At 46.9% G+C, this 25,453-nt stretch carries 15 protein-coding genes, 1 tRNA gene and 1 pseudogene; 14 read left to right on the top strand and 3 right to left on the bottom strand.

Going from position 1 to position 25,453, the window contains the following annotated elements; genetic code table 11:
* The first annotated feature begins 329 nt into the window (after positions 1 to 329).
* From DXA57_RS02815 to DXA57_RS02855, 9 genes are all read left to right on the top strand, one after another.
* Positions 330 to 6,443, top strand: coding sequence for a phage tail tape measure protein (locus tag DXA57_RS02815; protein WP_158571222.1), 6,114 nt, complete (start codon positions 330 to 332; stop codon positions 6,441 to 6,443).
* A gap of 12 nt (positions 6,444 to 6,455) precedes the next feature.
* Positions 6,456 to 7,181, top strand: coding sequence for a phage distal tail protein (locus tag DXA57_RS02820; RefSeq protein ID WP_117764424.1), 726 nt, complete (start codon positions 6,456 to 6,458; stop codon positions 7,179 to 7,181).
* A gap of 15 nt (positions 7,182 to 7,196) precedes the next feature.
* Positions 7,197 to 7,694, top strand: a complete 498-nt coding sequence (locus DXA57_RS02825) for a hypothetical protein (RefSeq protein ID WP_117764426.1) — start codon at positions 7,197 to 7,199, stop codon at positions 7,692 to 7,694.
* Between the two features lie 19 nt (positions 7,695 to 7,713).
* A complete protein-coding gene (locus DXA57_RS02830) occupies positions 7,714 to 15,519 on the top strand; it encodes a phage tail spike protein (RefSeq protein ID WP_117764428.1) in 7,806 nt (2,601 codons plus the stop codon).
* A 94-nt stretch (positions 15,520 to 15,613) separates the two neighbouring features.
* Positions 15,614 to 15,862 carry a hypothetical protein gene (locus DXA57_RS02835; protein ID WP_117764430.1) on the top strand — a complete coding sequence of 83 codons (249 nt, stop codon included), beginning with the start codon at positions 15,614 to 15,616 and terminating at the stop codon, positions 15,860 to 15,862.
* Positions 15,863 to 15,880: 18 nt separating this feature from the next.
* A complete protein-coding gene (locus tag DXA57_RS02840; RefSeq protein WP_243005700.1) occupies positions 15,881 to 16,186 on the top strand; it encodes a hypothetical protein in 306 nt (101 codons plus the stop codon).
* A 73-nt stretch (positions 16,187 to 16,259) separates the two neighbouring features.
* A complete protein-coding gene (locus DXA57_RS02845) occupies positions 16,260 to 16,541 on the top strand; it encodes a phage holin family protein (RefSeq protein ID WP_117764432.1) in 282 nt (93 codons plus the stop codon).
* 68 nt (positions 16,542 to 16,609) lie between these two features.
* Entirely contained in the window at positions 16,610 to 16,873 is a 264-nt protein-coding gene (locus DXA57_RS02850; RefSeq protein WP_117764433.1) for a crAss001_48 related protein, read from the top strand.
* On the top strand, positions 16,870 to 17,877 hold the full coding sequence (locus DXA57_RS02855) for an N-acetylmuramoyl-L-alanine amidase (RefSeq protein ID WP_117764435.1): 1,008 nt from the start codon (positions 16,870 to 16,872) through the stop codon (positions 17,875 to 17,877). Before DXA57_RS02850 ends, DXA57_RS02855 begins: the two co-directional genes overlap by 4 nt.
* Before the next feature lie 143 nt (positions 17,878 to 18,020).
* Here DXA57_RS02855 and DXA57_RS17780 read toward each other — a convergent pair.
* The 3 genes and pseudogenes from DXA57_RS17780 to DXA57_RS02870 form a co-directional block, all read right to left on the bottom strand.
* Positions 18,021 to 18,119 (bottom strand): annotated as a pseudogene (locus tag DXA57_RS17780) (manganese catalase family protein); the annotation flags it as partial.
* A 3-nt stretch (positions 18,120 to 18,122) separates the two neighbouring features.
* Positions 18,123 to 18,503, bottom strand: a complete 381-nt coding sequence (locus DXA57_RS02865; protein ID WP_330423180.1) for a spore coat protein CotJB — start codon at positions 18,501 to 18,503, stop codon at positions 18,123 to 18,125.
* On the bottom strand, positions 18,500 to 18,697 hold the full coding sequence (locus DXA57_RS02870) for a spore coat associated protein CotJA (protein WP_117764439.1): 198 nt from the start codon (positions 18,695 to 18,697) through the stop codon (positions 18,500 to 18,502). Before DXA57_RS02870 ends, DXA57_RS02865 begins: the two co-directional genes overlap by 4 nt.
* A 108-nt stretch (positions 18,698 to 18,805) precedes the next feature.
* On the opposite strand from DXA57_RS02870, the gene DXA57_RS02875 reads away from it, so the two are divergent.
* From DXA57_RS02875 to DXA57_RS02895, 5 genes are all read left to right on the top strand, one after another.
* Positions 18,806 to 18,878: transfer RNA gene (locus DXA57_RS02875), tRNA-Ala, on the top strand.
* 221 nt (positions 18,879 to 19,099) lie between these two features.
* Entirely contained in the window at positions 19,100 to 20,401 is a 1,302-nt protein-coding gene (locus DXA57_RS02880; RefSeq protein WP_117764441.1) for a putative ABC transporter permease, read from the top strand.
* Positions 20,402 to 20,521: 120 nt separating this feature from the next.
* Positions 20,522 to 21,736 carry an FtsW/RodA/SpoVE family cell cycle protein gene (locus DXA57_RS02885; protein ID WP_117764443.1) on the top strand — a complete coding sequence of 405 codons (1,215 nt, stop codon included), beginning with the start codon at positions 20,522 to 20,524 and terminating at the stop codon, positions 21,734 to 21,736.
* Positions 21,737 to 22,123: 387 nt separating this feature from the next.
* Complete coding sequence (gltX, locus tag DXA57_RS02890) at positions 22,124 to 23,578, top strand: glutamate--tRNA ligase (protein ID WP_117764445.1); 1,455 nt, start codon at positions 22,124 to 22,126, stop codon at positions 23,576 to 23,578.
* A 2-nt stretch (positions 23,579 to 23,580) separates the two neighbouring features.
* Complete coding sequence (locus DXA57_RS02895; protein WP_117764447.1) at positions 23,581 to 25,431, top strand: ATP-dependent helicase; 1,851 nt, start codon at positions 23,581 to 23,583, stop codon at positions 25,429 to 25,431.
* The last annotated feature ends 22 nt before the right edge of the window (positions 25,432 to 25,453 follow it).

Here is a 25,453-nt window from a genome sequence, read left to right on the forward strand (position 1 = left end):
TCGTTGAAGTAGGAATGAAACATGGAAGTTTATAACTTTTTATAAGTTTTCAGTAACGGTATGGGAAATGGAGAATTTGAAAGTTTGTATTTTTGCTGTATTTCTCATTTTTGGATTTATAATTGCATCTGAGAGCGGAACGTTTTGGTTCGTTTTGTATTTGCTTGCGGCCGGAATTATTTTTGGAGCATACAAGCTGATCAGATGGTTGATTCGATACATGAAAGATCCAATTCACATTTATATATACGATAATTCAAAGAGAAAATAACAAACGAGCGTCTGCCAAAAAAAGGTAGACGCTTCTTTTTATGTGTGGGAGACAGAATATGGCAGGAAAAAATGATATTGTAGCGGGGATCCGGCTGGAAGGTGAGCGGCAGTTTCGAAGCAGCGTAACCAGCATAAATAAAAGTGTCACTTCTTTGAAATCAGAATTGAACCTTATCAAAGCACAATATGATGGCAATCAGAACAGCATGGAGGCTTTGACCAAGAAAGGCGAGGTTTTAAATAAGATCCTGGAGCAGCAGAAACAGAAAGTGGAAGCTACGAAGCAGGGGCTGGAAAACGCCACCAGGGCTTATGAGAGCGGCGGAAAAAAGATTCAGGAAATGGAAAAGGCCTGTAGTGCCCAGGAAGAGAAGCTGGAAGAGTTGAATAAAACCTACCAGCAGGCCAGGCAGAAGCTGGAAGAGCTGGAGAAGGCCAACGGTTCCTCAAGTGATGCCGTAAAAGAGCAGCAGGAAGCGGTCAAAAAGCTGGAAGAAGAACTGAATGACCAAAATACAGCAGTCACAAAAGCTAAAACCGAACTGAGTCGGTGTCAGACAGAATACCAGAAGACGGGAAACAAAGTTGAGGATTGGAAAACAAAACTGAATACCGCAGAGGCTCAGGTCATCAAAGCAAACAATGCGGTAGCCGAAAATGCCCGCTACATGGATGAAGCCGCGGCATCGGCGGACAAGTGTGCAAAAAGCATTGATGAGTACGGGAAAGCTGTAAAAGGACCAGCAATGGCGACGATAGACAAGAAGGATGCGTGGTTCGCCGCCGGAGCAGCGAAAGCAGCGGATGTGGCAGTAAATGCGCTGGGACAAGTTGTGGATAAAGCAGCGCAGGCCATTCAATACGCTGCCAACGTAGGCAGTTCATTCGAAGCAGGAATGAGTGAGGTAGCTGCCATTTCAGGGGCAACCGGGACACAGCTGCAGGCATTGACACAAAAAGCAAAAGAACTCGGAAATTCAACAAAATTCTCCGCGACGGAAGCGGCATCTGCGTTTACAAATATGTCCCTGGCAGGCTGGACGGTGGAACAGTCCATATCTGGAATCGATGGCGTTTTGCAATTGGCAGCAGCTTCCGGAATGGGGCTGGCTGATGCGTCCCAGGCGGTGACAGATAATATTTCTGCGTTCAACCTGCAGGCGTCAGATGCTTCCAAGATCGCCGATATGATGGCATTCGCACAGGCGAACAGTTCCACAACAGCGGCAGAACTGGCACAATCTTATAAGAACTGTGCGGCAAATATGCACTCAGCTGGGCAAGATATCGAAACAACTACTTCCATTTTGGAAATACTTGCGAATAATGGCCTCCGCGGAGCAGAAGCCGGAACTGCTGTGGCTGCTATGATGCGTGATATGACCTCAAAGATGGAGGACGGTTCAATTGCTATCGGCGATGCAAATGTCAAAGTCATGGACAGCAATGGTAACTTCCGTGATATGACGGATGTCCTCAAAGATGTGGAAAAAGCTACAAAAGGCATGGGAGATGCCGAAAAACAGGCGGCATTGCTTTCTACTTTCACGTCTGACAGTATCAAAGGTCTGAACATGATCTTGAATACCGGAGCAGATACAACGGCGGAGTATGAGGAAAAACTCCGAAGTTGTTCCGGGGCTGCAGAGGACATGGCGGATGTCATGCAGGACAATCTGAAAGGTAAAATGACGGAGTTGGAATCCGCAACGGAAGGCCTTGGAATTGCGGCATATGAATACGTCAGTGGTCCCTTGACAAATGCCGTTGAAGGATTGACTACAGTTATATCCGGAATAACAGATTCAATCACACCTCAACAGACGACGCTAAGAAAATTTCTAAACGATGTTGAAAAAACCACAGACGAGGTTTCAAAATTAACGAAAAATTCATCAAAGACCGTTGATACAGCGAAGATAGATGTATCGGGTCTGGAAGATTATAAAAGCAAACTTTTGGAACTGAACGGGGTAGAAAATAAAAATGAATATCAGAAATATCAATTAAAAAGTATTGTAGAAGAACTTTCGGCAAGCATTCCAGAGTTAAAAGAACGTTTTAATGAAGAAAAAAATTCATTAGATTTGACAAATCAGCAAATCGAGGATTTGATAAGCAATCAGGAACGCCTGGTTATGCAAAACGCAGCAATGGAGGCGAGAGAAGAAGCTTATAAAGCCCTGTTTGATGCACAGCTAAATGTGGTCAAAGCTGAGAATGCGGCGACGGCCGCACAGGAAGAATATGACGAAGCACTAAAAAAAGGAAACTATGATGCAACATGGTATGAAAAACTCACTGGTGCTTACGGAAAAAACCTGAGAACCGCAGGAAATAATCTCATGAGTGCCAAAGATACTCAAGAAGCTGCAAATAAAGTGCTGGAAGATGCCAAAGGGAACATCGAAGATTTAATTCCGTCTTTGAATGAACTAACAAAAGAATATGGATTCTATTTTAACGAAAACGGAGAAATCGTAGAAGTCCAGGAAGAAACAAATAAAAAAATATTGACTGGCGCAAAGGGCTTTGACCGTTTAGGAAGCAGCATTGGAGAAAATGCCGATGTGCTGAATAGTTGGATTCCGAAAGCAGTAGAAGTAAAAGAAAACACGGAAGAGCTCGGGGATACAGCAACAGATTCAGCTGAGAAGCAAAAAGAAGCCCAGCAGAAAGCCGCTGATGCCGCAAAGGAAGCCGCCGAAGCCCAGCGGACAGCCGCACAGGAAATCCTTGATGCCTACAATTCTACGAGAGAGAGCATCGAATCAAGCCTGCAGAACAAGATCAGCCTGTTTGATCTCTTCGAGAAGGACGACGGCGGGGCGGATGTCACCACCGAGGCGATGAACAAGAACCTCAACAGCCAGATCGAGGCTATTAAGAAATACAAGGAGAATCTCCAGAAGCTCCGGGAAATGACAGATGAGGAAGGAAAGAGTCTGGTATCGCCGGAATTTATCCAGTACATCGAAAGCATGGGAATGGAAGGAGCAAATGCCCTAGAACACATGGTCTGGACGTGGGAGAATCAGGGGGAGTATGGAGCAGAGCAGGTCAAGGGAATTTCGGATAATTACATGGAAGCAATGGACCTGACTGGTGAAATCGGAAAAACCGCAGCAGCAAACACAATCGCATACAAAGCAGGAATGAAAGAGTTTGCTTCATCCGCAGAAGATTTCTCAGACCTGCGGGATGCGTTCGACTATGCAGTGCAGTACGGCGGAGAAGCCTGGGAAAAGCTGACGGAAGACACAAAAACGGCCTGGAATGAGGTAGTAGATACTGCGGTTGCCTGCGGCGTACAGATTCCGGAAGGCCTGGCGGACAGTATTTCATCTGGAGCCACATCACCGGAACAGGCAATAGCAATGATGAACGAAGCAATCAAAGGTCAGTTCGAGGGCCTGGCGGAAATCGCAGAGAGTTGTGGTATTAAAGGAGTAGACGAATTGCGTAAAGGAATCGAAGCCGGCGGACAGGATGCGGTAGATGCTTATTCGGATCTGATCGAACTCTTAGCGGCAAACAACATAGATCTGGAGATAGCCGGAAAAGAAGGCGGAGCCGCACTCGGAAAAGGAACCGCTTCCGGAATCCAGGGTGAATCCGACAACACGAAATCCACCGCTCAACAGGTCGTGGAAACCGCACAAAAAGCAATCAACGATAATGCCGGAGCGTACAGCACTGCCGGAAAAATGTTGATCACCGCAATGGCAGCCGGCATGACGTTCTTTTCCTACCAGGTCAGCAATGCTGCTGGATCAGCTGCCGGAAACGGAGCCAGTGCGGCTGCAGGATATGAAGAAAATTTCCGGGCGGCCGGTAATCAGCTGGCCATCGGACTGGCTCGTGGAATTGCACAGGGAAAAAGCCAGGCAATCAATGAAGCTGTCAGTATGGCCGTTGAAGCTCTCAATGCGGTAAAAAGGGCTATGGGTATTCACTCGCCATCAAAAGTGTTTGAAAAAGAGGTTGGCGCCCAGGTTGCAAAAGGTATGGCGTGGGGCATCAAATCAAACGCAGTTCTTGCGAAAAACGCTTCCACCAAAATGTCACAGGACGTTTTAAATTCTGCCACGGCTTGGCTGGATAAGTACAAAGAACGCCAGTTCACTTCTCTTGACGATGAAAAATATTTCTGGCAAAAAGTAGCTGCAAACACGAAAAAAGGAACTGCGGCATATAAAAAAGCCCAGCAGGAAATTGCCGGAATCAACAAAAAGATTCTGAATATGCAGACAGCGGCAAACAAAACAGCCGGCAGCGTGTCCAGGACAAAGACACAGGGAAGTGGAAGCAATCAAAAAACTGTCAATAAGACGGATTCAGAGTATTATTCAGAAATTTACAGTGCCGCAAACAAACATCTGTCAAACATGAAAGTCTACTACAATATCAGCATACAGGAAGAAGAAAAATACTGGGCAGCAGTGCTGAAAAAGGTAAAAAAAGGCACACAAGCCTATACGGATGCATATGAGCAGTGGAAAAACGCAAAGAAAAGTGGAAAGAGCGCGAATACTGCGGCAGCAGAAGAGAAGAAAGATTACGCCCTGGGCGGCGGGGCCTTGGATACATATAAACAGTACTTCAAAGTATCTGAGCGAGCCGAGGTAGATTACTGGAACACGGTGCGGAAAAAGTTCAAACGCGGAACAAAAGAACGGGAAGAGGCGGACAAAAAATACTTCCAGGCAAGAAAAACGCTGAACGAATCACTGAAGAATCTGGAAGACGATTACCTGGACAAAGTTACGGATATCAATTCGAAGTTGAAGGATGATATACAGGACGTTACGGATGATCTGAAGGATTCTATTGCTGATGTAACGAAAGAAACGCAGGAAAAAATAGATGAACTGAACAAGACATATGCTGATTCCGTGAAGAGCCGACAGGAAACCATCTACAATTCCATGAGGCTGACCGATAAATTTCAGTCAGAGTCAGAAAGCGGAAAAACACTTCTTTACAATCTGAAAACACAGGTAGTCGGCTATGACGACTGGAAGGAACAGCTGCAGAAACTCCGTGACAAAGGCATAGACAAAGACCTCATCAAAGAGTTAGAAGACATGGGACCGGAAGCTTCCGCAATGCTTCATGTACTGAATAACGATCTTCCAGAAGGCATGGAAGGCAAAGGCATGACGGATGCCGAGCTGAACGAATACGTTGCGCTCTGGCGGAAAAAGCATGAAATTTCCAAGAACGAAGCTGAAAAAGAGAATGAGGATCTGAAAAAGCAGACGGAAAAAGGTATCGCAGATGCCAAAGCCGCCGGTGATGCCCAGATTGCACAGCTGAATAAGAACAGCGAACAGAAAATTGCTGTTCTCAAGGCAAACGCAAAGAAGGAAATTCAAACCGCTACAGAAGAGTATCTGAACGGCGTAAACGAACTGGAAAAGCCAATGAACACATCTCTTGAAAATCTGGCGAACAAAGCCGGAAAAATCGGCGAGAACACGGTCACGAAGTATGTGCAGGGATTATACACGAAGGTTTCCGGTAAGAATGCAAAATCATCCCTTTTGAACACTACAACAACGATCGCTACGAATCTGTCCACATTGTCAAAAGACGGCGAAAAGATTGGCAAAGACACTCTCGACGGAATTTTGAACGCCATGAACGATTCAAAGAAGATCAAGAAATATACGACCGCAATGGTTAAAAAGATCGTTTCTGAAACGAAGAAAGCGGCAAAGATCAAATCCCCGTCACGACTGTTCGAGGATGAAGTCGGGGAATTCATTCCGGCAGGAGTCGGGGTCGGAATCGAGAAGAACACGGAAGCGGCAGTGAAACCGGCACAGGAGATGATCCGTGAACTGGTGGAAAGCACTACTGGAAAGAGCATGGGAAACATCACACTAGAACAGTACCTGCGGCAAATTGATGCCGGGGCGGCAAAAGCAGTCAGCACGGCGGCTGAGGTGCAAGCACAGGTTCCGGGAATAAATGTAAACGTAGACACCGGGAACACATACAATCTTCTGAGTCAGCTGATCAGTGAGATGCAAAAAGTTGTAGCAAACACTTCCGGATCTACGCAGATTGTGCTTGACACCGGCAAACTGGTGGGCGAGGTGGCTAAACCGATATCACAGGAACTGGCCTTACAGTCCCGGGCACAGAATAGGGGAAGATTCTAAGGAGGCAAAAAAATGCAGATCAACGGAATAGACATTTCCAGGTGGCATGCCAGGCAATGGGCTGTGACAATCGGGAATCATGCGATCACAAACAGCAGTGAATGGGACCGGGGTTCTCCGGATCCATTCCTGATCGGCGGCACGGTTGGGTTCAAAACCATCAAAGTAACATTACTGATCAAGGATTCCACCAGGGAGGTTATGACCATGGATCGTTCCAATATCGTGGCTGCCCTGCTGGAACCGGCGGATATCACTTTGGACGGATTCACACACAAATTCAGAGTAGTATTGTCCAAGGATGCCAGTTTTGAAGAGACGGTAAACTACCGTCAGGACCGCTGGCACAAACTGACCTTGGAGCTCCAGGGATATGAGTATGGACCGGAGCTTTCAGCGACCGGGGCAAATGCTCTGTCAATCAATAATCCAGGCAATATCATTACCCCGGCTACTCTGGAAATCAACCCGGTTATCGGTTCAGCATCGATTACCGTGTCGGGCTTCTGCCGGGATCCGGACAGTAAAAATGATTATCCTGTCACAATCAGAAATCTGGTGGCAGGAAAAAAAGTTGTGATCGATGGGGAAAGCGGCCTGGTGACACAGGATGGCACTTTGAAAGCCGGAGATACGGATTTTTGGGAAGCCCCGGTATTATTTCCGGGAGTAAATACGATTACCTGTAATAATTCAAACATGACAATGACCGTGAAATTCAAGCCGCGGTTTATGTAAGAAAGGAGAAAAATTATGACAAACAGAGATATGATTGCAAATTATAACGGTCTGGATTACATTCAGAGTCTGGAAAATGCACATTACAAACGGACGGGGGAGAAACTTTTTAAAGGCCGGGTGAAAATCACCTATGCCATTAAGAAGAATATGAGAGGATTTCTGGAGAAATTGAAACCCTACAACGATGCCAGAGATGAGGTTTTTACAGAATACCGTGACCAGGATGCTGAGGAAAAAGCAGCTGAGAATCTGAAAAAGAAAATGGTTACAAGTCCTGAAGGAACAGCGGAATATGAACAGGAAATGAAGGATTACAACAAGAAAGCCGGAAACCTTTCAATCATCATGAAGCCCGGAAAAAAACAGGCGGAATACGAAGCAAAAATCCAGGAGTTACTGGATATTGATGTGGCAGACGTAAATATCCACACAATTGCCCTGGAGCAGCTGGATGGCATTGAACTGGACAGTAACCAGCTGGGGCTGCTCCTGTTCATGATCGAGGAATAAACGAAGGAGGTTTTCCTTCATGCTGAAAATATTTAACCAGTCCCACGAGGCTGTGGGATATATAAAAAAATGCCGGGATTGCAAGATTGAGAGCGTTCTTTCTACTGCGGAAAAGACGCTCTCTTTTACATATCTGGGAAAAGCCGGAAAGATCGATTATGAGTATTATATCCAGACCTCTGATGATGAATATGTGGTGAAAGCTATTCGGATCACATCAGACGGTTATCCGGAATATACCGCTACACTGAACACGGAGGAGCTGGAGGCCAAGACCTGGGAAACCTTCCTGGCGAAAGATTCCAGCCTGCGGGATACTGCAAATCTGGCACTGGCTGGAACCGGATGGCGTGTGGCAGAGTGTACCGTAGGCAAGAAAAGGAGCATGGGTTTACAGAACGTCACAAGTAAAGTTGTATTGCAGAAAATCTGCACAGTGTTCATGTGCGAGATGCAAGTTGACAGCAAGGCGAAGACGGTTTCTTTTAAAGAGAAATTTGGCGAGGACAAAGGCGTCTATTTCCTTCAGGGATTAAACCTCCGTAAACTGACATTGTCTGGTGATACCTACGATTTTTACACCCGCATTATTCCAGTCGGAAAAGACGGATTAAAGATCACTGCGGTGAATGGCGGAAAGGAATATATCGACAATTTCCAGTATTCGAAGAAGATTATCCCGTACATCTGGCAGGACGCCAGCTACGAGGATGCTACCGCGCTGATGGAAGATGCAACCGAAAAGCTGAAAGACCTGTCAATCCCGAAGAAATCCTATACGGCAGACGTCCGCGATCTGGCGTACCGGAGTGCTGAGTACAGCATTTTAGAGTACAATTTAGGCGACACAATCACGCTGATTGACCGCAAGACCGGAATACGTGACACGCAGCGGATTACAAAAATTGTAGAATATCCGGGCGATCCAGATAAAAACACATGCGATATTGCGAATACACGGGAAACGTTCGATGAGATCCAGTCCCGACTGAAAGAGGCGGCAAGCATTATAGAAGCTGTGAAAAATCTGGATGGAAGCATTAACGGAAATACGGTTGATAAAGTAACGACAGATCAGATTCTGGGATTCAAAGAGGGTGTGGAGTCTGGAATCCAGACAAGCAACACCATTTCCGGGATCAAGACTGATATCAAGGAAGTAACGGCAGACATCGGAACTATTCGGAGTACCTATCTGAAAACGACTGATGCAGATATCAAATTTGCTACTATCGAAAATCTGAACGCCACAACCGCAACAGTTCATGATTTGAACGCCGATTATGCCAAATTCAAAACTGCCACCGCCAACGAGTTTTCCACCCAGACCGCCCAGATCAAAAAACTTTCTGGAGATTTCGCATCCTTCAAAACCGGCGACTTTGAGAGCCTCAAAGCCAAGCAAGCCGATTTCGAAACTGCCACGGCAAAAAACTTCACCGCCACCTCTGCCCGAATTGACGCAGTAACCGGTGATCTGGCAAGCTACAAGAATGTTGTGGCTGAGAACTTTTCAGCAGCAAACGGCAAAATCGAGAACCTGGAAACCACCACTCTCAAAGCCGCAGATGCGAAGCTGACATACGCAACAATCGAATCGCTGAACGCTCTCAAGGGTGATATTACTGATCTCAACGTGGGGAGTCTTACAGCCCGAGTAGCAACAATCGAGGGAGCCTATATCAGCAAGACTGAAACGAAACAGCTTCTTGCCGGATATGCAGACATTAGCCTGGCAAATGTGAAAGCCGGAACAATTGATTCCGCACTGATCAGGGATGGTGCGATCACAGACGCCAAGATTGCGTCGGTATCAGCGAATAAGCTGACCGCCGGAACCATCGATGCAAGTAAGATCAATGTTACAAATATAAACGCGGACAACCTCACTGTCGGAACCATCAACGGGCAGCGGATTGGTGATAAATCTATTGATCTGACAAAGCTGTCAAAAGAAGTTCCAACGAAGGAGTATCTGGACAATATTCAAAATGGATTGCAGAGCCAGATTGATTCAGCCATTCAGACATATACGTCCGATACCATCCCGACACTCAAGAACTCCCCTGCGGTATCATGGACAGATAATTCCATCAGAGCAAAGCACGTCGGTGATATCTGCTACGTGACCAATGCCGGCGGAAATGCAGATGGGTATTGCTACCGGTTCACAAACACTGGGACAAGTGCAGCACCGGTCTATGAGTGGGTTCTCATTAAGGATTCCGATGTGAACAAAGCATTGCAGGAACTGGTTACGGTGAACGGAGACTTGACCGGACTGAAAACATTCCAGAGCGAAACATCATCCTGGAGGACTTCTATGGATTCGGAGTTGAGTTCGGTCAAAACCCGCACAACCACGATTGAGACCACCTACAGCACAAAAGAAGAGACAAAGACAGCGGCTGATTCAGCGAAGAGTAGTGCGATTGCAAGTGCAAAAGGGTATACCGATACTGCGAAAACTGCGGCTATTGCAAGTTCAAAGTCCTATACAGACACCGCCACAAAGGATATGGCTACCAGTACCGCCGTGGCAAATGCGAAGAAAGAAGCAATAGATACTGCGGCGAAGGATGCGACAAACAAAGCAGATGCGGCAAAGAGTTCTGCGATATCGGCGGCGGCTACAGATGCCACTACCAAGGCAAATACCGCAAAGTCCGAAGCGATTTCCACTGCGGCATCTGACGCAACGTCGAAAGCTAACGCAGCGAAAAGTGCGGCTATTTCAGCGGCTTCATCTGACGCCACGAAGAAAGCCAATACTGCTAAATCTGAAGCTATTTCAGCGGCGGCTTCCGATGCTACAACAAAGGCGAATGCGGCATTGAATAGTGCGAAGGGGTATGCGGATGATGCGGTGGATAATATCGCAGTTGGCGGAAGGAATCTTCTTGTAAAAACTAATCAAGGTGCAACATACTGGTCGAATAGCCATGCAAACGGAGAATATTCTTGTGAATCAATCAATTGGCTTGGTGTTAATGCTGTAAAAATGGGTTGCGATAAGAGAGCAACCAGCTGGAAGATGTTCACTTACCGCATTACAGTTGGACAGTTCAATAAATTGAAACCGGGTGGCTCTTATGTTCTATCATACGATACGGATGGAGGTTCATCTGCTAATTTTATGGATCTGATGAACTCAGATACTAGCGGACCTATAGTAAAAACCTTTACTCAGACAGCTATAAAAACAAACTACGGATATCATTACACAATTAAAATTGTTTTGAAAGATACTCTGGTATGGGGCAACCAAGTTGTGTATCTTGAAAACAATTTATATCCTGGCATATCCGTCATTATAGCAAATATTAAACTTGAAGAAGGTAATAAGGCAACTCCATGGACTCCTGCACCCGAAGACATTGACGCCGCCATCAACACCAAAGTCAGTACGACCGTATTCAACGAAGTCAAGCAGACCGTGGATACCAACTCAGCGACCATCACGAAGCTGTCTGAGACTGTCAGCAAAAAAGCGGACGGTTCAAGCGTAACCACCCTGTCGAACACAGTCAACAGCATTAAGCAGACCGCAGATGCGAATACTGCTTCAATCAGTTCGCTTACCACCACGGTCAGCAAAAAGGCAGACGGAAGTACGGTTGATACAATCAGCAAGACACTGAACACCGTGAAGCAGACAGCAGATGCGAACAGTGCGAGCATTTCGGGATTGCAAACCACGGTCAGCAAAAAAGCGGACGGAAGTACAGTAGAGACACTGACAAACCGGGTATCAACCGCCGAACAGAATCTGGACGGGTTCAAAACGACTGTCAGCAAGACATACGTTACCAGTCAGGCCTACAATGAGAAAGTGGGTAGTCTTGAATCCGGCATCAGTGCGGCGAAGTCTACAGCGAATACAGCAAAAAGTACAGCTGATGCAGCGACCAAAACAGCGAATACCGCCAAGTCAACCGCTGACACCGCAAGCAAGACAGCCAGTGCGGCGAAGAGTACCGCTGAGGGAGCAGTCAGCACAGCCGATACTGCGAAAAGTACAGCAGATTCCGCAAGCAAGACGGCAAGCAGTGCAAAGTCCACAGCTGATTCCGCAGTGAACACCGCCAATACCGCGAAGAGTACGGCAGATGCGGCGAAGAGTAGTGTGGATAGTCTGGAGATTGGTGGAAGGAATCTAGCGAGATGGACGTCATCAGAATGGTCTGACTGGATAAGACCGGGTACCGGAGAAAACCAAAATAGAACTTTTACAAGAATAACAGTTCCGGGTGATACACAAGTAGGCGATGTATTCACAACCACAATCGAATTCGAATGGAGCGATTTCGCTTCACAATCGGGTCATACGTTTTCAATGTGGTTCCAAGGGTCACAAGATGGTGGATGGCGCCTCGCAAATCCATTTGCTAATAATCTTGGTATCATAGAAACTTCAAGTGGGAAAAAAGTTTTTCGGGTCACAAATAAGTGGAGAGGGGACGCAACAGTTTATGGGTTTGGTATACGTGCTAATTATTCAGACGGTAATGGTAAATACCGATACAGATTTATAAAAGCTGAACGAGGCAACAAAGCAACTGACTGGACACCTGCACCGGAAGACGCTGTAGATCATCAGTACACACAATATTACCGTTCGACGTCCACCATGACTCCGACCGGCGGCACATGGCAGAACACAGTTCCCGAACTGACGGAAAACACCTGCATCTGGACACGGCAGGCTATTGTCCACGTAGGCGGTGACATTGAATATTCAAACCCTGTGATGGATTCTGTCACGAAAAAAGTCGTCAGCATGGATGCGGAAGTCACCAAGACCGCCGAAGGGCTGACCAGTACTGCGAACAAGGTAACCACCCTTACGAACGACCTTGCAGGTATGACGACCCGACTTGGAACGGCAGAAAGCAAAATCACCCAGAACGCCGATAGCATCAGTGCGAAGGTGTCAACTACGGATTTCAACACGTTCAAGACAAACAATACCACGGCTATCAACGATGCAAAGAGTTCTGCAATATCCACAGCGGCTTCTGATGCAACAAAGAAAGCCGACAATGCCAAATCGGCGGCTATTTCCACTGCGGCATCTGACGCTACCACCAAAGCCAATAATGCTTTGAGTTCCGCCAAGACCTACTCCGATGGTCAAATCAAAACCGTCAATGCGGCAATCACCCAGACCAATACCGAAATTTCAGCAATGAAAGGGCAGATTGCGTTGAAGGTGGAACAGACGGATATCAACAAGGCGATTGATGGAGTGATCGTTGGTGGGAGGAATCTAGCTACAAAAACCAACCGAGGCACTACAAATTGGTGGTGGTCCATGCAAAAAGGTGATTATACTGCAACCGAAGTGGTAGAAAATGGAGTAAGATGCTGTAAATTAACGCGAGGTTCAACTGCTCAATCTGGATGGAGCATTATCTCATATAGTGGTATTGGACGTAACAAATGGGAACCGAACACTACTTATACTGTTTCCGTAGAAGTAAAAGCTTCCAACATTGGTGATATTTTCCCTAAATTTCTTTGTGGTGATGGGACAAATGGTATTATACAATACTGTAAATCTATAAAAAGTAAAACCGTAACAAACGCTTGGACAAAACTTATTTGGATTGTCCAGTCATCTAATGAGTTGCCAACACGAACCGACCAAAACACATACTTTGTTGGTATGCACAGTTCCCCAGGAGCCTGGTACCAATTCAGAAATTTAAAAATCGAAAAAGGCAATAAACCCACCGACTGGACGCCGGCTCCCGAGGATGACGAAGAGCGCTTATCTAGCTTGGAATCCTGGAAATCCGAGGCATCACTGAAGATCACAAAAGACGGCATCATTGGCACGGTAGGTTCCTACTACGCAACCGGAGCGGATGTTATAAATCTGACCGGAAGAGTAACCGCCGCCGAGTCCACAATCAAACAGCAGTCCGACAGCATTGCATTGACGGTAAAAAAAGATGGCGTAATTTCGGCAATCAACCAGACAAGTGAATCTGTGAAGATTTCTGCAAACAAGATTTCTCTCACAGCGGCAGGACTGGTGAATATCATTAACAAAGGAACCACAAAGATTGAAGCGTCGAAGCTGAATCTGAGTGCGACCGATGTGGTGAATATCATCAACAAAGGAACTACAAAGATTGAAGCGTCGAAGCTGAACCTGTCCGGTTATGTGACAATCAGCTCCCTTTCCAGTTCCGGAACCACCACAATTGACGCGTCAAACATCAAAACCGGTAAGATTTCTACGGACCGGCTAGATGTGAATGGTATATTTGCAAAAGAAGTAAGTGCGACAAAGCTTCATGTGACTGGAAATAGCAAGATCGACGGAAACCTTGTAACATCCGGCATCAACGCATCAAACATCACTACCGGAACCATATCGGCAGACCGGTTGGATGTGAATGGGATTTTTGCGAAGGATGTGACGGCAACCGGTACAATTACGGGTGTGACGTTGGCAGGTAGTAGCATTACAACAAAAACCGGTAATAAAGGAAGCGTCAATATAGCCGGAGATACCATATCGGCAAAATACAGCTATGCGAGCAACAAAACGCAAGAAATGGGTCTTTGTGCTGATGGCTTGTCATTCGGCGAAACGGTCAAAAATGGCAATTCAGCATCGACATACAGTTATGTGAGCATTGACCAGAACGGGCTGTACATACAAGACATCGTTCACTTGTCACGTTCCGCCGCACAGGCTACATTTTCGTGCAGTGTCGTAGCACCGGGACTGGGTGTGCATGGTTCTGCGGACATCAGTAATGATCTGAGGGTGTACGGAGCAGCCACGATCGATACAGGACTTACAGTCAAAAATGCGGGGCTGGAATTGTATGCTGCAAAACCGTTTATTGATTTTCATTTCGGCGATTCGAGTGCAGATTACACATCGAGAATTATCGAACTGGAATCCGGAAAGTTGAATATCAATGGCGTTGTTTGCAATAGAGGCGCTATTTGGGGGACAAATATTGCGATTGACGGTCCTGGAACATTTACAAAAGGCATCACTTCAAAATCCGAATCCGTCTTTCATACCGGTTCCTATGCAGACCCATATCCCGGTAAATCCTGCACAATCAAATCCTGGGGGACTGTGGCGTCCTTACGGTTTGCGGCAAAGGGTGTGAGCAACACCTGGCTCGGCGCCGCAAAGCCGGACGGAGCGGCATACGATACAATTAACACAGATGCCGGGGCTTTGGTTCCTGGCTGGCGTGTCCGGACAGCAGACGGTGCCTGGGTGGGTGCTTCTTATGCACAGGATCCTGGATTTAGGATCTATTATTGTAATGCTTCCAGACTTGCAGGTAGTTCAAATGGCACAGACGCCATTTACACGTTCGGTTCATCGGGTACATTCTACGCAAAATCGGTATCCCAGACCTCCGACGAGCGAGAAAAGAATATCATATCTGGCATCACGGAAAAGTATGAGAATCTTTTTATGCGTCTGAAACCGGTATTATTCAACTGGAAAACCGGCACTGACGGCATTCACATGGGATTCGGAGCACAGACTACCTTGGATCTGGCTGAAAAGTGCGGTATCAGTGCGAATGAACTGGCTGCCGTACACCGGAGTGAGACAGAGGAACCGTGGTCGATGAGTTACACGGAGATCGTTCCGCTTGCGGTGCAAATGGTACAGAAAGCTATCACCTCTATTGATTCCACCAGAAAGGAGGTGAGCACCCTTGGACAGAATATGACCGCCCGGATGGAATCCCTGCAGTATCAGCTTGCACAGGCTTTTGACCGGATTGCGGCGTTAGAGAAAGAGAGCAAATCACTCCGGCAGGCACTGAGCTGACAGGAGCCTTGCCGGAACACCACTAATTTGAACAGTCAAAAAATCATGGTCCCGGAACATACCGGGACCACATACAAAAAAAGGAGAATACACTATGTTAAGTGAAATCAAAAAGAACGTAACCCTTACCGCAACTTCCACCATCGACGGCGCGGAAGTCGAAAACTATCAGGCAACTATCAACAGCGACAACCCGGATGACATGAACCTTTCAAGCTGGCAGGCGGATAAGGCCCTGTACAAGGCAAACCGTGTTCAGTGCCGGAAAGATGCCGCTGCGTTTGAGGATGCTGCCTATGCTGTGCAGGATGCCATGATCGCAGAGAAAGAGAAGCAGGCGTGATGCTGAAAGGAGAGCGACGTGGAAGGAATATCTAGAGAAGAACATGAAGAGTTCCGCCGCCGGATGGAAGAAGAGGACAAACGTCAGAACCGGCGGATTGAGCTGGTGGAAAAATCCATTCATCAGATTGGTGACATCGCTATGTCAGTAGAAAAAATGGCTGTGAGCCTGCAGAGCATGGTGAAAGAGCAGGAACAGCAGGGGAAACGGCTGGAAGCACTGGAATCCCGTGATGGGGAGATGTGGCGGAAGGCTGTAGGTTATGCAGTCACGGCACTGGTCGGAGCGGTGCTGGGATTCATGTTGAAACAGGTTGGGCTTTGAAACAACAATACATATCTGGTGGAATAGAATATAGCAATAGCTGTTCCACCAGGACAGAAAGAGAGGTAGAAAAATGGATCTGAGTTTTTTGACTGATTATTACATTCCGGTAGTGCTGGTGGCCTGCCTGATCGTGGGCTACTGCATCAAACATATTACCTGGTTGGAAAAAGTATCAAATGAATACATTCCTGCCATTCTGGCGATTCTGGGAGCCGCTCTGGCGTGCATTTCAACCGCATCTGGTGGAAATTCTATCACGCTGGAAACGATTGTCTACGGGGCGTTCACAGGACTGGCAAGCACCGGTTTGCACCAGGCGTTCAAGCAGATTATCGATAAAAACAATTCATAAAAATGAGGGGGCGAGTGATCGTCCTCTTTGTTTTTTGACGGAACCATTCCGCCGGAAAGGAGAAACAAATGAGATTATCTGACACAATAGATCTGATGAACAGCCCGGATTACCGGGACCGCATGAAAGCAGAGTACCTGCAGACGAAGATCCGTCGTGATGCACTGCATGAGATGTGCGTGAAATACGAGGCCGGCACGCTCAAATTCGAGCCAACCTGTTCCCTAGATTTACTGAAAAAACAGGAAACGATCATGAGTCAGTATCTGTACCTGCTGGAAATCCGGGCATCTCTGGAAGGAATCTGCCTGGAGGAAGGAGACGAAAAATGAGCGAGTTACACATCAAACAGAATTACCTCACGAACAATCGTTGCTATCAGACAGGGGCCATCTGTGAGAAAGTCGGTATCCAGATTCACACAATTGGCACGGGCCAGGGGACTGCACAGAGCGTGGCAGATTACTGGAATCAGGAAAAGGTAGCGGCATGTGTACACTACATCTGTGATGCAGATGTTTCCGGCAATGCGCTGCAGCTCCTCCCGGAAGAACTGCGTTCTTGGGCAGATGCCGGCTGGGGGAACAATAACCTGATTTCGATTGAGATTTGCGAGTCAGATTATATTTCCTACACCAGTGGAGCAAATTATGACGTCAATAATGAAGAAAAATTTAAAGCAGATATCCTGCGCGGCTACAACACTGCAATCCTGCTCTGCGCGAAGATCTGTAAGGAACGCGGATGGGATCCGCTTGCGAAGCTCGGCAACGGAATGCATCTGATCTCTTCTCACAACGAAGGACGCCTGGCTGGCTTGTCCTCCGCGCACGTTGACCCTGATCACGTTTGGAGCCGCTTCAATTTGACGATGGACGGCTTCCGGAAAGCCGTAAAAGCGGCGATGAACTCCGAGGGCGGCCCGTATTACGTCCGGAAGGCATGGGGTAGAGCAGACACCCAGATTGGAAGCTACACATACATCGACAATGCAAAGAAAGCCTGCCGGGCCGGCTACCACGTCTATGACGTCAACGGTAAGCTGATCTACAGCGCACCGGTCTTCCAGAAAGGCATCCGCTACCGCATGCAGACAGACCTTGCCCTGCGGACGGAACCGAAAGCATCTGCACCGCTGGTTCAGTACGACACCATCCCCGCGGCGAAGAGAAAGTACTTCAAGTGCGGCGGCTCCGGCGAAGCACTGATCCGGAAAGGTACCGTGGACAAGTGCCAGGGAGAGAAGCAGATCAGCGGACGGGGCGTGTATATGAAGCTCAATTGGGGCTGGATTCTGGCCCAGTACAAGTGTAGAAACAGGGTCTTAAAGGTATAAAAAATGATAGTTTTGTACAAACATCTAAACCAGAAAAACCCCGGAAAAGCTCCGGGGTGCTACCACAATCCAAATTTTAAAAATGCCAGAAACGGCGAAAATATAAGGAAAAACAGGATTTTTATGTACCATAGGTTACTGCTATCCGGTCCCCCGTACTGACTCATGATGATCTGAGCCAGTTTGGCATTTGGCTCTTTGATGTTGACTGGATGCTGCAGTCGTTTTTCATAATTCCACATAAATTATTTCAACCTCCCTTCCCAGGGCCAGGGGGTATTGACCCATTCCCAGCATTCGCTGGATGCGTCATCGGCGGTGTCGATGGTAATAGGTCCGTAAAGAACAGCATATTCTTTTAAGGCTTTATTTCTCATGGCAATATGGTCTTCACAATAAGCAAGCGCTTCTCTGTCTGTCGGGTGAGTGTCCAGATAAAGGAGCATATCAGAGACAACAAAGCTGACCTGATTGATATAAGCAAGAAGCTGTTCCTGATTCATATTTCTGAGATCCAGAGAATATTTTGGCGGAACTGGCCGGTTTTGCGGAGGCGTGCAATAATTTGGACGGCCGGGGCAGGTCTGCGTTCTGTTTCCGTAAGCATTGCAGCTGGTTCTGTTCACAGGCAGGCACCTCCTTTTCCGCAGAATGGCAGGCAGAGCTCCGGGAATACAGTTCCAAGAGAGAGGGCAGTGGCAGGGTCATAAGCTTTGTGGAACGTCTGCCATGGAACATAAGCCATGGCAAGAGGAAGAGAATCAACCCCGGAATGATCCGGATGATCGGACTTCTGACAGCAATCTATATGATCTGACATAAAAACTCCTTTCGAAAACGGGTTTACTTTTAATATATGAATGCATGGAAATTCTGTGAAAAATCACTTGCATTTTGCAGATGTATAAGATATAATCAAAACTTGTAAGGGGCATTAGCGCAGCTGGGAGCGCGTCTGAATGGCATTCAGGAGGTCACGGGTTCGAATCCCGTATGCTCCATTTTTTTGTGCATAAAATTCTTCTTTTTCAGCTATCAATCTTGCGTACTGCTTCCGGAGGAACCTCTTCCTGACAGACCCATTTGCCATTGATTTTCAGCTTGCTTATGATCGTGGGATTTTTCAAATCTTTCACCTCCTGATTCACCATATGTGATTGATCAATGAACGGTTACCAGTATAAAAATTGCATTTGCTTCCAGTAACAAAGGAGAAAACGAGATGAATTATTCAGGATATGAACTTTTATGGCTGTTTTTTGTGTATTCTTTTCTTGGGTGGCTGATCGAAACGGCAGTGGCATCCGGAAAGCACCGGAAGTTTATCAACCGCGGCGTTTTTACCGGACCGGTCTGTTTTGTCTACGGATTTTCTGCCGTATTTATGACGCTGGCATTTTGGGAACTGAAAGACAATCCGTTGTTTCTGTTCCTTGGCTGTATGATCGTGGCGACAGTTGTGGAATGGTTTACGGGAAAAGCACTGGAACGGATGAATCACCGGAAATGGTGGGATTATTCCGGAAAACGATGGAATTTTGACGGTTACATCTGTCTTCCATATTCCCTGCTCTGGGGAATACTCGGAGTGTTCTGTATTTATTATGGAAATGAGTTTTTCACAATCCTTTATAAACTGCTGCCTAAGCTGATCGCCGGGATTCTGGTATGGACAGCTCTTGGTATTGGAATCCTGGACGCTGTGGTCTCTTATGCGGCTTTTTTTCATAATCAGAAAAAGATGCCAGACAAGGTACAGGATTTTGACCGGGAGCTGAGGCGTTGGACCAGAAGACTGGGAGAGTGGATCTTTGATCATATGGAGATCCGAATCGAGAAGGCTTATCCGGCAGTGGGACAGGAGAATAGCTGCGAAGAAGAGGAAGAGGGCTTTGCGGATGGCTGTGGTTTTTATAAACTTTTCTGGCTCTTTTTCATAAGCGCCTTTCTGGGCGATCTGGTGGAAACGGTCTTTTGCCGTTATTCCATGGGACGCTGGATGAGCCGAAGCAGTCTGGTCTGGGGACCCTTCAGTATTGTGTGGGGGCTTGCGATCGCGGGAGCAACGGCACTTCTTTACCGTGATCAGCAGAGACCGGACCGTCATCTGTTTTTGGCAGGCACTTTTTTGGGCGGAGCGTACGAATATATCTGCAGTGTTTTCACTCAGCTGGTCTTCGGAAAAATATTCTGGGATTACAGCAAGCTTCCTTTTAACCTGGGAGGAAGGATCAATCTGTTGTTCTGCTTCTTCTGGGGGATCGCGGCTGTGGTCTGGATCAAGTTTTTCTATCCGAAGATTTCCGCAGTGATCGGAAAAATACCGCCGACGATCGGAAAGATCCTCACCTGGATCCTGGTGGTCTTTATGGCAGTCAATATGGTGGTTTCCGCTATGGCCCTGGTCCGTTATAACAGCAGAGAGGATGGAAAGCAGGCAAAGTATAAATGGGAAAAAGTCATGGATGAAAACTTTGGTAACGCACGGATGGAAAGGATCTATCCGAGTGCAAAAAAAAGATGAACAGACTTTGACCTTTACAGGGAAATGTGCTATGATACTCGGGATGATGCGGAGATAAGCTCCGCCGGACGGCAATTTCCGAGACGGGAGAGTTTCCCGTTGTGAAAAAAGAGGTAGTTTATGGCTTCAAAAAGAAAGAAAAAGAAACAAAATGTTTTACAACGGTTTTTCAGTGGGATTTTTCCGGACAGGAAAAGCTGGAGTGGAGAACCGTATTATGATTATAATCTGTTGGCCTGTGTGATCCTGCTGGTTTCTTTTGGTCTGGTCATGCTGTACAGTACCAGTGCCTATACGGCGAAAGTGAACTATGGATCCGATATGACGTTCTTTGCAAAGCAGGCAGGGCTCAGTGCAGCCTGTATTCTGGGAATGCTGTTCATTTCCAGAGTGGATTATCATTGGATCGCTAACTGGGGAGCCTGGCTTTATCTCATTTCTAATATTCTTCTGATCCTGACGAGATTTGTAGGGCGAAATGTAAAAGGTGCTACCAGGTGGATCCGGATCGGACCGGTTCAGTTCCAGACCGCAGAGATCGCCAAGCTGGCAATCATTCTTTTTCTTCCGTCCGTTATCGTAAAGCTCGGACGGAATATAAAGGGCTGGAAAGCACCGGCAATGCTGGTTTTCCTTGGGGCGATCACATCCGTGCTCACATGGAAGTTTACCAATAACCTGAGTTCTGCCATGATCATTGCCGGAATGACATTGGTCCTGGTCATTGTCGCACATCCCTGGGGGACAAAAATTGCTCTTTTTGGCGGTATCGCGGCAGTGCCGGCTGTTTTGATCATCCGTAGTGTGGCAGTTCAGATCGCTCAGAGCAGTGACAGCTTCCGGTGGCAGCGTATCCGAGCCTGGCTGAATCCGGAAAGTGAGAGCTCGGGCACGGGTTATCAGATCATGCAGGGACTCTATGCTCTGGGCTCCGGCGGTCTCTTCGGAAAAGGACTTGGAAACAGTGCCCAGAAGCTGGGAGCCGTACCAGAGGCTCAGAATGATATGATCTTTACAATCGTCTGTGAAGAACTGGGGGTCTTTGGAGCCGCTCTTTTGACGATGCTTTTTGTCTTCTTGCTTTATCGTTTGTTTTTCATTGCCCAGAATGCACCGGATCTGTTAGGCTCACTGATCGTGACAGGGATCTTTGCCCAGGTTGCGTTACAGGTGATCTTAAATATTGCCGTTGTGCTTAATGTGATCCCGGCTACGGGAATCACGCTTCCGTTTATCAGTTATGGAGGAACATCCATCGTATTCCTGATGATGGAGATGGGGATTGCCTTGAGTGTGGCGGATAAGATACGGTTAAAAGACGAATATACCATATGATGATGATACTAGGGTCAAAAGGTCATGCGTTTCATGCTTGCATGAAAAAGCATGACTTCTTGACCCGCAAAACACCGAAAAGTAGCCATTTTTCGTAGAAAAATGAGCGGATTTGAGGTGTTTCAGGATTGCGAGAGCATGAAATGCGGAGCAATCTGTGTATCATTGGGGTCAAAATACCTTTTGACCTCAACATCACCATATAAAAGAAAAGTCTGTGAGGAAAAAGCCTTCACAGACTTTTTCTGTGCAGACATTGAAAAAATGGTTCTATACAAAACGGGAAAATCGTTATATAATTAAACGATGTCAGTATGACATAACTTTATGTAAGTTAAAAACAAAGCCTTCACAGGCTTTTTCAGAAAAGATAAAGGAGATTGAAAAATGAGTAAAGTCAGAACACGTTTCGCACCAAGCCCCACAGGAAGAATGCATGTGGGAAATTTAAGAACCGCATTATATGCGTATCTGATTGCAAAGCATGAAGGAGGCGATTTCCTTCTTCGTATTGAGGATACGGATCAGGAGCGTTATGTGGAAGGTGCTGTAGATATCATTTACCATACGCTTGCAGAGACCGGGCTGATCCATGACGAGGGACCGGATAAAGATGGCGGCTGTGGCCCCTATGTACAGAGCGAGCGCCAGGCAGCCGGCATTTATATGAAATATGCCAAAGAGCTGGTAAAGAAAGGCAAGGCATACTACTGCTTTTGTGACAAGGAACGTCTGGAGTCTTTAAAACAGGAGGTTGCCGGAAAAGAGATCATTGTTTACGATAAACACTGTCTGCATCTTTCCAAAGAAGAGGTAGAGGCAAATCTGGCAGCAGGAAAGCCCTTCGTGATCCGTCAGAATACACCGACAGAGGGAACCACCCGTTTTGAGGATGAGATCTATGGTGTTATTGAAGTACCGAACGCTGAGCTGGATGATATGATCCTGATCAAATCGGACGGTTATCCCACCTATAACTTTGCAAATGTTGTGGATGACCATCTCATGGGGATCACTCATGTAGTACGCGGAAACGAGTATCTTTCCTCCGCACCGAAGTATAACCTTCTTTATGAGGCCTTCGGCTGGGACATTCCGGTATACGTACATTGTCCGCTGATCACCAACGAGGAGCACAAGAAGCTTTCCAAGAGAAGCGGTCATTCTTCTTATGAAGACCTCATCGATCAGGGCTTTCTGACAGAGGCTGTAGTAAACTATGTGGCTCTGCTTGGCTGGTGTCCCACAGATAACCGCGAGATCTTCTCTCTTCCGGAGCTGGTAGAGGCGTTTGATTATCATCATATGAGCAAATCTCCGGCAGTTTTTGATATCAATAAACTGAAATGGATGAATGGTGAGTATATCAAAGCCATGGATTTCGATAAATTTTATGAGAGAGCGCTTCCATATCTGAAAGAGGTCATTAGCCGTGAGCTGGATCTGAAGAAGATCGCTGAAATGGTGAAGACCCGTATTGAAGTATTCCCGGATATCAGAGATCTGGTGGATTTCTTCCAGGAAGTTCCGGAGTATGACAGCGCTATGTATGTACATAAAAAAATGAAGACTACAGAAGAGTCTTCTCTTACCGTTCTGCAGGAGATCCTGCCGGTTCTGGAAAAACAGGACGAATACACCAACGATGCTCTTTATGAGACACTCGTAACGTTTGCAAAAGAAAAAGGATATAAGAATGGCTATGTACTCTGGCCGATCCGTACAGCTCTTTCCGGTAAACAGATGACTCCGGCCGGAGCTACAGAGATCCTCGAGGTACTTGGAAAAGAGGAATCCGTTAAGAGGATACAGGCAGCCATTGAGAAACTTGGTGGAAAATAAATATGGCATTAAGTGAAAGCCAGAAGAGGGCTGTCTCTCATGTAAAAGGGCCGCTTCTGTGTCTGGCAGGTCCGGGTTCGGGAAAAACAACGGTGATCACCGCCCGGACCCGCTTCCTTATCGAAGAGAAAAAGATTTCTCCAATGGCGATCCTTGTCATTACCTTTACAAAAGCAGCCGCTCTGGAAATGAAAGAGCGGTTTCAGGTCCTGATGGGCGGACATTCCTGTCCGGTGACCTTCGGGACTTTTCATTCTGTTTTTTTCTGGATCCTCCGTCAGGCATACGGGCTCAGCGCAGCCAATATCATACGGGAAGAGCAGAAATATCAGTTCTTGCGGGAGCTTCTCTCCCAACATCACCTGGAGATCGAAGATGAAAATGAATTTCTCGCCGGCATCATCGGGGAGATCAGTCTGGTAAAAAATGACCGGATCCCTCTGGAGAATTATTACTCTAAGAATTGTTCCGAGGAGCTGTTCCGTAAATTTTTTAACGGATATCAGGAAAAACTTCAGAATGAACGCCTGCTGGATTTCGATGATATGCTGGTGATGTGTTATGAGCTTCTTTCCCAGCGGCCGGATATCCTGGCCGGCTGGCAGAGACGTTTTCGTTATATTCTTATCGATGAGTTTCAGGATATCAATCAGATCCAGTACGATACGATCCGTCTGCTGGCAGCTCCGGAGAACAATCTTTTTATTGTCGGAGATGATGATCAGTCCATTTACCGGTTTCGGGGAGCACGGCCGGAGATCATGCTGAATTTTCAGAAGGACTATCCGGAAGCGGAGACGGTACTTTTGTCGGAAAATTACCGGTCTGTGGAAAATATCATACGGGCAGCGGGGAAAGTGATCCAGAATAACCATGCCCGCTATCCAAAGGATATCCATGGTGTCCGGGAAAAGGGCGAACCCATCGAGCTCCACGGGTTTGTGAACCAGGGGCAGGAGAATGCATTTGTACTGGAAAAGGTGCGGGAATATCAGAAAAAAGGTGTGTCATTCAAAGATATGGCTGTTCTTTTCCGGACCAATACGGCGGCACGTCCTCTGGTGGAAAAATTTATGGAATACAATATTCCGTTTCAGATGCGTGACAGTCTGCCGAATATCTATGAACATTGGATCGCGGAGGATATCATCACTTATATCCATATGGCTCAGGGCAGCCGGAAAAGACAGGATTTTCTGAAGATCGCCAACAGACCCAAACGTTACCTGAGCCGGGACGTGCTACAGGACAGTGAAATTTCTTTCCTTGCCCTTCGGAGGGCCTATGAGGATAAGGACTGGATGTTGGACCGTCTAGATAAACTGGAAAGTGATCTGACCGTGATCAGCCGGTTGAAACCTTACGCAGCAGTAAACTACATTCGAAACGGCGTAGGATATGAAGAATATCTTACGGAATATGCAGAATACCGTCATATCCGGGTGGATGAGCTTCTGGAGGTTTTGAATGAGCTTCAGGAGGCGGCGAAGGGGTTTGATTCTTTTGAAGACTGGTTTCATCATATGGAAGAGTACAAGGAAACTCTGAAGGCTCAGAACCGGGAGAAAAACAGAGAAGAGGATGCAGTGACGCTGACAACACTTCACAGCTCGAAGGGACTGGAATTTCCCGTTGTGTTTATCGTAGATATCAATGAAGGAACCATTCCACACAGGAAAGCGACTCTGGAAGCAGACCTGGAGGAAGAACGGCGGATGTTCTATGTGGGGATGACCCGTGCCAGGGAACGGCTTCATCTCTATTACGCCAAAGAACGGTACGGGAAAAAACAGGATATTTCCAGGTTCTTGGATGAGCTGCGGGCAAAACCGCCCGTTAAAAGTTCCTGCTGACAGTCGCGAAGCGGATGCGAAT

Origin of the sequence: Blautia sp. OF03-15BH (assembly GCF_003463065.1) — a bacterium.
GTDB lineage: Bacteria > Bacillota > Clostridia > Lachnospirales > Lachnospiraceae > Limivivens.

Excerpts from the sequence above, each read along its gene's own strand:
- DXA57_RS02815 (WP_158571222.1), top strand. The coding sequence starts at position 330 with ATGGCAGGAAAAAATGATATTGTAGCGGGGATCCGGCTGGAAGGTGAG.
- DXA57_RS02820 (WP_117764424.1), top strand. The coding sequence starts at position 6,456 with ATGCAGATCAACGGAATAGACATTTCCAGGTGGCATGCCAGGCAATGG.
- DXA57_RS02825 (WP_117764426.1), top strand. The coding sequence starts at position 7,197 with ATGACAAACAGAGATATGATTGCAAATTATAACGGTCTGGATTACATT.
- DXA57_RS02830 (WP_117764428.1), top strand. The coding sequence starts at position 7,714 with ATGCTGAAAATATTTAACCAGTCCCACGAGGCTGTGGGATATATAAAA.
- DXA57_RS02835 (WP_117764430.1), top strand. The coding sequence starts at position 15,614 with ATGTTAAGTGAAATCAAAAAGAACGTAACCCTTACCGCAACTTCCACC.
- DXA57_RS02845 (WP_117764432.1), top strand. The coding sequence starts at position 16,260 with ATGGATCTGAGTTTTTTGACTGATTATTACATTCCGGTAGTGCTGGTG.
- DXA57_RS02850 (WP_117764433.1), top strand. The coding sequence starts at position 16,610 with ATGAGATTATCTGACACAATAGATCTGATGAACAGCCCGGATTACCGG.
- DXA57_RS02855 (WP_117764435.1), top strand. The coding sequence starts at position 16,870 with ATGAGCGAGTTACACATCAAACAGAATTACCTCACGAACAATCGTTGC.
- DXA57_RS02870 (WP_117764439.1), bottom strand. The coding sequence starts at position 18,697 with ATGTCAGATCATATAGATTGCTGTCAGAAGTCCGATCATCCGGATCAT.
- DXA57_RS02880 (WP_117764441.1), top strand. The coding sequence starts at position 19,100 with ATGAATTATTCAGGATATGAACTTTTATGGCTGTTTTTTGTGTATTCT.
- DXA57_RS02885 (WP_117764443.1), top strand. The coding sequence starts at position 20,522 with ATGGCTTCAAAAAGAAAGAAAAAGAAACAAAATGTTTTACAACGGTTT.
- gltX (WP_117764445.1), top strand. The coding sequence starts at position 22,124 with ATGAGTAAAGTCAGAACACGTTTCGCACCAAGCCCCACAGGAAGAATG.
- DXA57_RS02895 (WP_117764447.1), top strand. The coding sequence starts at position 23,581 with ATGGCATTAAGTGAAAGCCAGAAGAGGGCTGTCTCTCATGTAAAAGGG.